The 12,025-nt window shown below is 33.2% G+C and carries 13 protein-coding genes; 8 read left to right on the forward strand and 5 right to left on the reverse strand.

Annotated features, from left to right (window positions below; genetic code table 11):
* The first annotated feature begins 117 nt into the window (after positions 1–117).
* Positions 118–1,455: an NOP5/NOP56 family protein gene (locus AB0A59_RS05925; protein WP_458747160.1), complete on the forward strand. Its 1,338-nt coding sequence runs from the start codon at positions 118–120 to the stop codon at positions 1,453–1,455.
* A gap of 34 nt (positions 1,456–1,489) precedes the next feature.
* The gene (locus AB0A59_RS05930) at positions 1,490–2,191 is read left to right on the forward strand and encodes a fibrillarin-like rRNA/tRNA 2'-O-methyltransferase (protein ID WP_458747161.1); all 702 of its coding nucleotides are present in this window, start codon (positions 1,490–1,492) and stop codon (positions 2,189–2,191) included.
* A gap of 24 nt (positions 2,192–2,215) precedes the next feature.
* On the opposite strand, the gene rnhB is transcribed toward AB0A59_RS05930, so the two are convergent.
* A complete protein-coding gene (gene rnhB / locus AB0A59_RS05935; RefSeq protein WP_458747162.1) occupies positions 2,216–2,863 on the reverse strand; it encodes a ribonuclease HII in 648 nt (215 codons plus the stop codon).
* A gap of 243 nt (positions 2,864–3,106) precedes the next feature.
* Positions 3,107–3,325 carry a hypothetical protein gene (locus tag AB0A59_RS05940; RefSeq protein ID WP_458747163.1) on the reverse strand — a complete coding sequence of 73 codons (219 nt, stop codon included), beginning with the start codon at positions 3,323–3,325 and terminating at the stop codon, positions 3,107–3,109.
* 528 nt (positions 3,326–3,853) lie between these two features.
* Between AB0A59_RS05940 and AB0A59_RS05945 the strand changes: the two genes are divergently transcribed.
* Complete coding sequence (locus AB0A59_RS05945; protein WP_458747164.1) at positions 3,854–5,065, forward strand: tRNA (guanine-N1)-methyltransferase; 1,212 nt, start codon at positions 3,854–3,856, stop codon at positions 5,063–5,065.
* A gap of 85 nt (positions 5,066–5,150) precedes the next feature.
* Here the strand turns inward: AB0A59_RS05945 and AB0A59_RS05950 are convergent, their stop codons facing one another.
* On the reverse strand, positions 5,151–6,221 hold the full coding sequence (locus AB0A59_RS05950) for a hypothetical protein (protein WP_458747165.1): 1,071 nt from the start codon (positions 6,219–6,221) through the stop codon (positions 5,151–5,153).
* Positions 6,222–6,321: 100 nt separating this feature from the next.
* Between AB0A59_RS05950 and pyrE the strand changes: the two genes are divergently transcribed.
* The gene (gene pyrE, locus AB0A59_RS05955) at positions 6,322–6,945 is read left to right on the forward strand and encodes an orotate phosphoribosyltransferase (protein ID WP_458747166.1); all 624 of its coding nucleotides are present in this window, start codon (positions 6,322–6,324) and stop codon (positions 6,943–6,945) included.
* Here pyrE and AB0A59_RS05960 read toward each other — a convergent pair.
* Positions 6,942–7,505 (reverse strand): TATA-box-binding protein, encoded by a 564-nt coding sequence (locus AB0A59_RS05960; RefSeq protein WP_144734851.1) that lies wholly within the window; start codon positions 7,503–7,505, stop codon positions 6,942–6,944. The genes pyrE and AB0A59_RS05960 overlap by 4 nt on opposite strands.
* Positions 7,506–7,852: 347 nt before the next feature.
* Here AB0A59_RS05960 and AB0A59_RS05965 point away from each other — a divergent pair, with 347 nt between their 5' ends.
* The 4 genes from AB0A59_RS05965 to AB0A59_RS05980 all read left to right on the forward strand — a co-directional run bounded on the left by AB0A59_RS05965 (position 7,853) and on the right by AB0A59_RS05980 (position 10,871).
* Positions 7,853–9,238 carry an aspartate ammonia-lyase gene (locus tag AB0A59_RS05965; protein ID WP_458747167.1) on the forward strand — a complete coding sequence of 462 codons (1,386 nt, stop codon included), beginning with the start codon at positions 7,853–7,855 and terminating at the stop codon, positions 9,236–9,238.
* A gap of 274 nt (positions 9,239–9,512) precedes the next feature.
* Positions 9,513–10,013, forward strand: coding sequence for a DUF192 domain-containing protein (locus AB0A59_RS05970; RefSeq protein ID WP_458747168.1), 501 nt, complete (start codon positions 9,513–9,515; stop codon positions 10,011–10,013).
* 305 nt (positions 10,014–10,318) lie between these two features.
* Positions 10,319–10,477 carry a 50S ribosomal protein L39e gene (locus tag AB0A59_RS05975; RefSeq protein ID WP_144734863.1) on the forward strand — a complete coding sequence of 53 codons (159 nt, stop codon included), beginning with the start codon at positions 10,319–10,321 and terminating at the stop codon, positions 10,475–10,477.
* Between the two features lie 19 nt (positions 10,478–10,496).
* Positions 10,497–10,871, forward strand: coding sequence for a 50S ribosomal protein L31e (locus AB0A59_RS05980; protein ID WP_458747169.1), 375 nt, complete (start codon positions 10,497–10,499; stop codon positions 10,869–10,871).
* Positions 10,872–11,002: 131 nt separating this feature from the next.
* On the opposite strand, the gene AB0A59_RS05985 is transcribed toward AB0A59_RS05980, so the two are convergent.
* Positions 11,003–11,995 (reverse strand): hypothetical protein, encoded by a 993-nt coding sequence (locus AB0A59_RS05985; protein WP_458747170.1) that lies wholly within the window; start codon positions 11,993–11,995, stop codon positions 11,003–11,005.
* Between the last annotated feature and the right edge of the window lie 30 nt (positions 11,996–12,025).

Here is a 12,025-nt window from a genome sequence, read left to right on the forward strand (position 1 = left end):
ACGATGTGATTATGTATTCTTTTTTTTGAGCTTATTATCCTTTTAGATTAGAGTTTCAACCAGAAAAATAACAAAGTTATTATTCTTTATCTCTTAAGTTAACTTGAAATTAGATTTATGACTGACAATGTGTACAAATTTTTGGTTCTTGAGTTAGGCATTGCTATTGTAGATGAAAAGAATCAAATCCAGTCCTTTAAAAAATTTCACGAGCCTGTACAATCCCACTTAAAAATAAAGAATAGGGACTATGCTGAAATCTCGGAGAGCTTGGAATTTTTTAAAGTTAAACCAGAATTATTACAAACTAATTACCCCGAGATAATAGATCATCTAAGAATCAATTCGTTTAATTCTGAAAAAATTTCTGCATTAGAGGAAAGACAATTTCAGGTTGATAAGATCAGTTTATACACAAGGATGTATGATTCTAATCAACAGGACCATTCAGATCTAGGGAGGAAAGTATTAGACGATTTAAGAGAATTCTCTCTCAAATGGTCTTCAATAAGGGTTCAGGAAGCATCAGAGCAATTAGATTTGCATATCAGTCAATCCATCAATGCATTGGACGAAATTGACAAGATATTAAATACTGTTGGAACTCGTATGAGAGAATGGTATGGGCTTCATTTTCCTGAATTAGATAATCTACTTCAGAATATAGTAACATATGCAAACATTGTATCCAAAGTTGGAAAGCGGCAGGAAATTACAGGAGATTTCTTACAAAGTTTGGAAATTCCGGAGAACAAAATTGAGATTATTCTAACGACAGCAAAGAGAAGCAAAGGAGGTAAAATTACTGAAGAAAATTTATTAATATTAAAGAGTTTAGCCAATGAAGTCATTTCATTGGCACAAATTAGAAAGACCTTGGAGGATCATATTGATGTATCCATGGAAGAGATCTCACCAAATTTAAAGGAATTACTAACTGCCACTGTCGGAGCACGATTAATAGCCAAGGCAGGGAGCTTGAAAAGGCTAGCTTCATTGTCATCTAGCACTATTCAGATTCTAGGTGCTGAAAAGGCATTATTTAGGACTTTGAAAACTGGAGCTAATCCACCAAAGCATGGCTTACTTTTTCAGCATCCTGTTATTCATTCTGCACCAAAATGGCAAAGGGGGAAACTGGCAAGGGCCATTTCTTCAAAAGCTGCAATTGCTGCGCGAGTTGATCTTTATAGTCGTAATCCTGAATCAAGCAATACATTGGCAAGTAAGTTAAATGATCGCATTAGAGAAATTCAAGAAAAGTATAAAGAACCTTCAGAAATTCAACAGAGACAGCAACAACAAAATTTCAAACGAGGGGATAGGAATTCATATACTAGAAATAAAGGAAAGAAATACGGGAGAGATAGAGATAGAGATGGAGAAAGAGATAGAGATTTTAAATTTAAGAAGAATAAGTTCAAAAAAAGGTTTAATAAATCTAATAAAAAGTAATGATTTGTATTTACAACAGAAGGTATGATGTTAGATGAATCAGTTATCTCTTCTTAAATCATTTGACAATGGATCTTTTGTGATATTGGTAGACCAAGCAAAAGAGAGATACTTGGCAACCCAAAATCTAGACCCAGGAAAAAGTGTTTATGGAGAAAAAATAATAAAAATCGATGATCTTGAGTATAGGATTTGGGAACCTTATAGAAGTAAATTAGCTGGAGCAATATTGAAGAATCTCAAAGGAAACCCAATTATGGAATCTACCTCGGTGCTTTATCTGGGTACATCAACCGGAACAACTGTGAGTCATGTATCAGACATAGTGGGAAACAAAGGAAGAATATTTGCAGTAGAACCATCGGTCCGTGTTGCAAGGGAGTTTTTAGAAAATGTTGCCTCGAGAAGAAAAAATATAATTCCTATTTTAATGGATGCAAGAAGATTTTTGCATTATTACTCATATTACGGTTTGGTTGATGTAGTGTATTCAGATATCGCACAACCCGATCAAACTGATATTGCCATCAATAACTGTAAGTGTTACTTAAAACCCGAAGGGGAATTGATAATAGTAATTAAGACAAGAAGTATTGACGTACTGACAGACCCTAAATTGGTAACTCAACATGAAGCTAAGAAACTGGAGGATAATCAATTCCAAATTTTACAGATTATTAATCTAGAGCCTTTTGATAAGGATCATTCATTGATTCATGCAAAATATCTAGGTTAAGTCGTTTGATAGATAAAAGTTTTTTTAGAAAAGCTTTGTTTGAACACATTCGTTTATTAGATTTTGGACAGGGCTCCACGAGAATCTAATGTACTCTTTATTTTCGTTATCAAAAAGATGATTTCTTAGGTATAATTTTGTCAATGGATCAGAGGGATATCCTGAGCCTATTTTCTTACTTAAGATTGCTTCTATTTTCTTAATCTCTCTATCCCTAGTAACCTTGGCTATTACAGATGCTGCAGAAACTATCAAATTATCTGTGTCAGCCTTGTGAAAGCAGTATATTTTGACAGACTTTTTTGTCAAATTTTTTAGGATTGATTGTTTGAATCGGTCCGGCTTTACGTCACATGCGTCAATAATAATCTTATCTGCGTTAATATTGTCCGCAGTGATTGTCATGAATCTTGATTCCAAAACATTCAATTTTTTGTGGCGCACATAATTGTCGATAGTCATGGGATTTATTCTACATATGAAAATAGAAACGGCCGATTGTAAAATTTTAGTATACATTGTTTCTCTTTTAAGGACTGTAAGTTTCTTAGAATCTGTTATACCTTCATATTTTATATTTTCTATTCCTGTAGCGTCAAATGAGAGACCTGCGATTACCAGCGGACCAATTACAGAGCCTCTCCCAGCCTCATCAATTCCGCCTAAAAGCAATTCTATCTACTATTGTTGAATTCATTAATCCTATATTAATGAAATACTCTCCATTCTCAAATGATGAGTCACTTTGTCTATAAATATAAGCCTGCCATAAATTGACTTCGTAAAATGTTTAGACTTCTCATAACTGATATAAAATTATCTGTTTCTGGTCTCTACATAGAGGATCTTGGGGTATTAAACATATACTTCTAATCTTTTAACTTTGAGCAATTATAGATAAGGAGCTCCATGAATCTATTTAGAGATATAAACGTGTTGAACTGTTATTTTTATTCTGGGAATAGATATGGATACAAGACTGTTTACAGAATGAGTGCCCAAACTGCTAACAGAATCCGTTCCATAAAGCATTTCATTTTCTTGACTAAGATTATAGGAGAAAGTTAACAAAAGTAAAATTTTTTGATGTTTTGCTCTTCCATGCTTTGGTTTGTTAGAATAGACTCCATCCATAGCATGTAAACAATTTTATCATGAAAGTACAGAGTTGCGCCATAAGTTATTGCGATATAATACTAAAAATACCCTTTTTACTAATTCAACATCAGGTATATGCTGATTTATGTGGAGTAGATTTCATTTAGTGCAGCAGATTTATGTGTAATTAGAAGCAGAATGTTTTGTGATTAAATGGCGTGGAAGTGGATTGAAATATTCACACAGAATGCTATTAGGGAAAAAATCTAAAAATGTTACTTGGGAAAGCTTTTGATTTGACTACATATCGGAACCTCTTCAAACAATCTTTTCTGAATCCTCAAACTTTTATGGTCGTCATTGAGATAGCCACTTTTTATTGTTGCACCGAGATTCACAATTAGAAAAAAACAATTTTCAGAAAAATAAGGTCAAATTGAAAATAAAAAAAATCAAGATGACTAGTGCTTATCTTCTGAGAGGAAAAATATCCATTAGTATGATACTATTTTGCTAAGCTAGCATTGAGATTGAATAAATATGGGCTGTGTCTTCCTTTATTATTTGGATAGAAAAAATACCCCGAATGATTGGTCCACGATCAAAGAAGGTGACGTCACACTGTTGGTTCCATCCATGGCATTAGCACAAAAAGAACCTCCTAAATTTCCTGCTTTCTTTAACCCCGCAGCAAAATTTAATCGAGATGTTTCTGTTTTGATATACCGACATTACCTTGATCAGTCAAGAAAGAATATTTCCTTCGTTGATTCCATGTGTGGGTTAGGGGCAAGAGGAGTAAGAGTCGGAAAAGAGATCCCGCAGATTCGAAAAGTAATTTTTAATGATTTTAATATGTTATCAGCTCAAGCGGCAAAAGTTAATACTATAATAAATAATGTATACAACAAGTGTGATTTTTATTCTTCCGAAATTTGTAGTTTCCTGTCCGCTAGTTCCAATTTTGCTAATCGCGCGACGATAATTGATTTAGATCCTTTCGGGACTCCTGCGCCTTTTTTGGATTGTATATTACGAGCGGTTGAAAATGATGGGATGATCTCAATTACTGCAACCGATACCGCGGTACTGTTAGGTGTTTATCCACGAGTATGTTATAGAAAATATTATGGAATACCTTTGAGAGTTATGTATGCTCTAGAAATTGGTACAAGATTGTTACTCTCTTGTACAGCACTAGTTGCCTCCAGGCTTGATCTTTATATTCGCCCTATCTTTGCACATTCCTATAGAAATTATATTCGAATTTATTGTAAAGTATCAAAAAGCAATTACTTGGCTAACAAAATATCTGACAAAATAGGACATATCCTTCATTGTTTTGAATGTGGATATAGAGAATTAATGAAAAAAAGTCCTTCTGATATTCATTGTCCATTGTGTCAGAAAAAAATGAGGATTGGCGGCCCATTATGGATATCTAATATATTCGATAAAAATTTGATCGTCAAAATACTGACCGGAATACTTGAATCCGAAGTTAGAAATGAAAAAGAATCAAAACTTGGTATTCAAAATGTCAATCATACCAAGAGGTTTTTTGAAATCGCTTCTAATGAATTAGATCAGATTCCGTATCATTACATAAGCGACGAATTTGGGAAACTCATGAAAAATAGCACCCATTCACTTACAAAAATAATTGATAAATTGACTATGGATGGATATAACACCAGCCCGACCATTTTTTCATCAACGGGGTTTAAAACAGATGCAAATCTACAGGAAATAAAGTCTAGCCTTTCTAATCTCTGAAAATTCTCTTTTTCAGATGGATAAATGACAAAAATGGGGTGTTGGAAAATACTAATATTCCCAATTCAGTTATTTGTTTGAATGCTCAGATACTAACCCGTGTAATTTCCGAATTTGGAATTATGATAGATTTTGAATACTTGCCATTCTTCTCAATAATTAGATCCAATGCATCCTTTATCCTTGGTAGTGATTTCAATCCTAATTTATCTAGATAGACTCGAGGAAGAGTTGAGATTAAAAATATCTCATGTTTTTCTCTTAACATATTGAGAAAATTAATATGTTCCAAATGTTTTGTATATTGATATTTATCAAGTCCATTTAAATCAAGCCTATTTTCAATTAGCTTGAGTAGTGCACCATTGCCTACTCCTGCTTTGCTTTCTGATAATAGTATTATGATTCCATGGTCTATTACTGCGTGGCAATTATTCCATAAAAGATTCAAACTATTTCCTATGGTCGTTTGGCATGAAAAGTTTGTGTTACCGGAAATGAATCCCGATTTTGAAGATTCAGCGGTTGGTTGTGTGATTGACTTAAACCTTTGAATGGCTTGGTTAAAAGAATCTGTAAGGTCTCCGATGAAGATTGAATCTATTCCTTCGTTATCGGAAATCACATGTATCGACTGAAAATTAAACTTAGATGTTATTTCAGTTGCTAATTTAAGAGATTCCGTATACTTACCTGATTGAGGTAACGAATCAATGATTGTAGCATACACTTGATTCATTCCCTCAGGATAGCATTCCCTTAGCAATCTGACTGGTGCTCCTGTATAACCAAATAACGGATCGTATTCGATTCTATCTATTAATATGATGTTCTTAAATTTACTTACTTTATCCAATACTTCTTGGCCGGCTAATTTACTGAGACTAATACCATTATCGTTAAGCTGTTGTTTTAATTTTTGAGGAATAGATTTAGAAAGAATACGGTACTCAATATTTTGGATATTCAAAGCTTTTGACTTGTTTTGTATCAGTTCTAACAATGGTAATACAAAGTAAAAGGGACTTGAAATCAGAATCAATGTCGATTCTTTAATCAATATTTTATTCTCAAATTCATTTCTCAAGATTTCCATATTTAGTTGATTCATTGAGGGCCTTGGTATCTGGGAAATATTCTCATATTTGATGTCCAATATGATTTCTGACTCACCGTACCCTAACCATATTTCCGGCATAATAGAGTAAGAAAGTATGAGTAACATATAAAATCAGAGATCACTTAATAACCAAGAATTGAACGAAAGTGATAGAGTCCAGCTTGAGGAAGATATTGTACTATTTTTATTCGATAGAAACGCAATTAAAATCGGAAATTTTACTCTCTCGAGTGGTAAGAAGAGTCGTTTTTATCTGGATTTGCGGATACTTCAAAGTCATCCTGTTTATTTTAGAAAAGCAATCTTCTTATTGACATACCTTATTCATTCGCAAATCGGACTTGGAAGTTTTGATTATATATGCTCTGTACCAACTTCAGGAACCGTTTTTGGTTCGGCTCTTTCATACGAACTTTTCAAGCCCCATATTTACATCAGGAAAGATCTTAAGAGCTATGGTATGCAGAAAAAAATAGAAGGAGAATTCACTCCAAACTCAAAAATATTATTTGTGGATGATGTAATTACAACGGGCCATTCAGTATTATCAGGAATCAAATCATTAGCCAATCGTTCAACCGTCAGCGGAATAGTTGTGTTAGTAGATCGACAACAAGGATCTAAAGATATACATGATCAGTTCGCAATAAAAATAAAAAGTGCAATTCCAATTCATCACATTATTAAAATCCTAAAAGACAATAATAGGATCGATAAAAATGAGTACGAGGCAATAAAAAAAGAGATCAAAGAATACTAACTTTCGTATATCATTAAGTTCTTTTCTTCCAAAAGAGTGTGCAAATTAGTAACTGCCCTGTATACTTCAGTTTCTTTTTTTGCGCCAGTGCAAACCAGCTTGCCACTGGCAAACAACAAAATTACTGTTTTCGGATCTAACATCCTATGTATTAATCCTGGAAACTGCTCCGGCTCGTACATACTTCTAGGCAATATTCTTGCTGCTAACTCTAAATGGATCTTACCTCCTAGACTTGCTGAGGCAACAATATTCTGAATCTCAATTATAGGATCATTTTCTACAGGAATTCCACCCTTTCGTAACTTCTGAACTACACTTCTTACTGCCTTGATTGCTTGTTCTTCTGATTTTGCGCCGGTACACACCATCTTACCTGAACTAAAAATTAAAGTAGCGGTTTTGGGGGCTTTTAATCTAAATACTAACCCTGGAAATTGATCAGGATGATATTCTACGTCGGGAAATATCTGTGTAATTAAGTTTAAATTAATAGTTTGATTGACCGTTGCAGATGCCACAACGTTTTCTATACTCACCATTGGCTTTGTTTGGGGCATTATTCGTTTCCTTGGGTATATATATACTCGATATAAATATACCTTTATGTGATATTGTCAAGTTTGATCAATACCACAACTTCTTAATCGCATTTAACAAATATCTCATTATTCTAATCATTTGTTGAAATTTATTAAAATATTAGTCGATTTATATCAGTATTTATTTAGGAAAAAGCTTTATGATATAATTATTACTTATAAATATACAAATGACTTTATTCTAGCCCTATGACAATAAAAGGAAATCGAAATAAAGTGCATTTCATTTCCAAATCAATAACGTTGATCGAAGTTTGCAAGCCTTACGTTATATATTTTAAATATCCCTAATAAAAATGAAAACTATGTCTCAAAAAATTAGATTTGATAAGGATTCATTAGGTGAGGTAGAAGTCCCTGAAAATGCCTACTATGGTCCATTCACTGCACGAGCAATGAAACAATATCAAATTACTAAACTTCGTCCGCATCCGAACTTTATCAAATCCTTCATACTGATTAAGAAAGCAGCTGCTATAACAAATCAAGACCTTGGAGTATTAGCGCCACGAATCGCCAACCCCATAATCAGAAGCTGCGATGAAATTTTGGAGGGAAAATTGTCTGATCAATTTGTAATCGAGACACTGAATTCGGGAGCAAGTACGGCTTTTAATATGAATTGTAACGAAGTAATTGCAAACCGAGCCTTAGAAATACTTGACAAACCGAGGGGTTCTTATGAAATAATAAGCCCCAATGACCATGTGAATATGTCTCAGTCTAGTAACGATACCTCCCCGACGGCCATTCATATCTCTATCATCTTTAATTGTTTAGACTTAATAAAATCGTTGGATCTATTAATTCATTCGATAGAAAAAAAAGCAACTGATTTTAAGGACGATATAAAAATTGGTAGAACACATCTCATGGATGCAATCCCTGTTACTATGGGGGACGAATTTAGTTCATATTTGTTTGCATTAACAAAATCAAAGAAATTTATCATTAGTTCTGTGGAGCAACTTTACTATGTGGCCCTTGGGGGCACCGCAGTAGGAACGGGAGCAAATACCCCAAAAGGTTATCAACACCTTGTGGTGGAAAACCTAGCAAATATTTCAAGACTACCTTTGAAGCCGTCTCCCAACTTATTCTACTCTCTACAAAGTAAGCTCGATGTTGCTAATTGCTCCTCTTCAATAAAAAATTTGGCTATCGAATTGACAAAAATGTCAAACGATATTAGGTTAATGGCTTCAGGACCCACGGCTGGATTCGCAGAAATCACAATTCCAGCCGTTCATGCCGGGTCCTCAATAATGCCTGGAAAAGTCAATCCTTCTCTATCTGAGACCATGAATATGATTTGTTTCATCGTAATCGGTAATGATCTTTCTGTAACTCTTGCATGTCAAGCAGGGCAGTTTGAATTAAACGTTATGCTTGGAGGTATGGTCAAATCAATCCTAGATTCTACAGATATGCTTACTAACTTCCTGCCTATATTTTCTAAGAATATGATCGATGGTATACAAACGAACAAACAAAAACTTCAATTAAGTGTACAAAAGAGTCCCGTGTTGGTTACATTATTGAATCCCATATTAGGATATCTGAAAGCAGCTGAAATTTACAAAGAAGCAATGTCTAGCAATAAAACCATCAAAGAAGTAATACTCGAAAAAAAGTTAATGACTGAGCAAGAATTCGATAACGCATTATCAAAGGAAAAACTCCTCTCATAATCGTTATCCTTGTTATATTTATTATTTAAGGGGAATATTTACAAATATCACAAAACCTGAATTGTTCACCATCTAGATGATTAAAATGTACTCCACAGGCTCTACACGTATGATGAGAATCTCCATAACCGTCCGAAGCTATAAAATCGTTACTAGTTAAACTAGGACTCTTGCAATTTATGCATCTGCAATTGCACTCCATATGTGTAATGCTCTATCGCATTATAAAAAATGTATTGTTTAAATTATGTAAACGATTTGTACATCGATACAATTGAAGAAAATTATTTTCTCACTGTTTACATATTTAGTTTTTTCTCTAGTGTTGTTATTTCCAATAGTAGATAATGAATTTGGAAGCGTACTAGCGCAACAAAGGGAACAAAATCAAACTGCTTTGGTATCGGTGGGAGGAGAGAATATAATTGCCACTCTGTCAACGACTCCAGAATCTCAGTCCAAAGGATTAGCAATTAAAGATTCCATCAAGCAAAACGAAGGAATGCTATTCATCTTTAAATCGGCGCAAAAATACTCATTTTGGATGAAGGATATGAAATTTCCGATAGACATTCTATGGATTGATTCATCAGGGAAAATCGTCCACATTGAAAAAAATCTTCAGCCCTGTGTTTTCTTGCTACCGTGTCCGTCCTATTCACCTCATGACGATTCTTTGTATGTTTTAGAGGTTATTTCCAATTTTACAAATAAATTTGATATAAAAATCGGTGACCAGGTCTACTCGAATGCCATACAACATATTCAAGGTTAGATATTTTTACTATGATTTGAAACTATCAACTAACTTCTTATGATAATTGCTGAGACATTGTAACTGTGATTCTTGGCCTTTTGAAATGACTTTAATTTTTTTTAATTGCTTCACAGTATAAATGGATTTCATAAAGTTAAAGCAGGTTTCACAGACATACATTTGTTACCTACACAATAGGAAATAGGCAATTAATTTGTTATTTCATATATGATGCATTCATAAAATTCACGAAACAATTTTGCCTGATTAACTTTGTTGTATGTTAACACTTAAAAATAGGTTATATTGTAAAATAAGATATTATGGCTGCCCGCAAAAGTACTACTAGAAAAATAAGACTATTAAAGAAAATTAAGCAAAACAGACCGGTGCCAGCCTGGATTATTATTCGGACACACCGACATGTCAGAACAAATCCAAAAAGAAGGTCATGGCGTAGATCAGATGTGAATATAGGATAAGAAAAGGAGATGATGTAAAATGTCAAATGTTGAGGATACACTAGCAAGAATTTATACAATAAATTTAAGTAAAGCATGGCTAACACCGAAGCATAAAAGAACTGATAGAGTAGTTAACATGATTAAAGAATTCGCCATAAAGCATATGAAAAGTTCTCAAATTAAAATTGATCAAGAGCTAAATCGATATATTTGGGAAAGAGGTAAGACTAATCCTCCAAGGAAGGTAAGAGTTAGAATTGTTAAAGATGAAGATGATCAGGTTATAATTTCTCTATATGAGGATGTCATCATAGAATCAGGTTCTCAAATGAAAACTGAAGAATCAATAGGAATCGAAGAGAAAGGTGACGGAGTTCCAATTGAAGAGAGTGGAGAGAAAGAAAAGAAATAGCAATGACTTAAGCTGATATAGATTTTCTTCAAAACAATTTTTTATAATTAAAATTATCAACAACTTAAGAATTAAAAAATTTCTGATAGTGGATTGGTAGACAGATATTATTCAGTTTTCATGTATAAAATTCAATTACTGAACCTTCTGTTACTTACAGTAAATACCGATTCAATATCATTGAAATATGGTATTTGAATATCATCCATTGCTATCTCAGGCTCAAAATCTAAAATGTTTTTCTTTGGAATCAAAAAGTTCAGCGGATCGTATCCCGATACAATATCTTTATTTGTCTTGACCACAATATGACATTTTGTAACTTCATTTCCTTCTTCCATTATGTTTACTTCTTTTTCAGCTTCGGAAAGTAAATTATTAGTTGTCTCTATAACATTCTCTATTATTGAGATTTTTTCCCTAGGCTGATACAAATAGAGCGAGCATTTTTGAATACTATTAATATCAATTTTTTGTGTCAATTGGGCCATTGTATCAATAAATGCATTCTTTATACCCTTTGTCGATTTATTCGAAGTAACAAAATTAAATTTTTCAGGAAAACTCTTGTTCATCGATTGAACTATTATATCGACCATCGCCGTATTAGTAATCTCGTAGCATTGTTCAATGGAAATATCATTTCCATTTCTTATTATTGAATTGTTATCAATCACAATAACACTGTTAACAAACTTGCATAAAAAAGAAAGAGATACTCCGCAACGGAATAACTTTTCTTTCTCAAATCCAAATGGAAGTATAGTCAAGCAAATTATCTCTCGATTGATTTTATTCTTTAGTATTTGAGATAAAACGGGCAATACTGCTGATCCAAACTTGGAAGCTAAGTTTCCAATAATTATAATGGATTGGTATCCATTAACCTTTGATAAGATTTCATCTTTTGCTTTCATTAATGATTTTCTTATCTGGTCTAATGATGGATTAATTCTGGATGGAATAATTATTTCAATTTTCTTATCAACATGAGATCCGTTCGAGGAATGATTTTCCAAAAAAAGATGATCTAAATTCACTTTTTCCAATACTTTAGTTGTTATCTTTATCCCTGCAGTTCCAACACCTATGATACATGTTTTCAAAGTATTAGCATTGTTCAATGGTCATTAACAAACCTTAATCGATAGATA

It is taken from the genome of Candidatus Nitrosocosmicus sp. T (assembly GCF_054408485.1).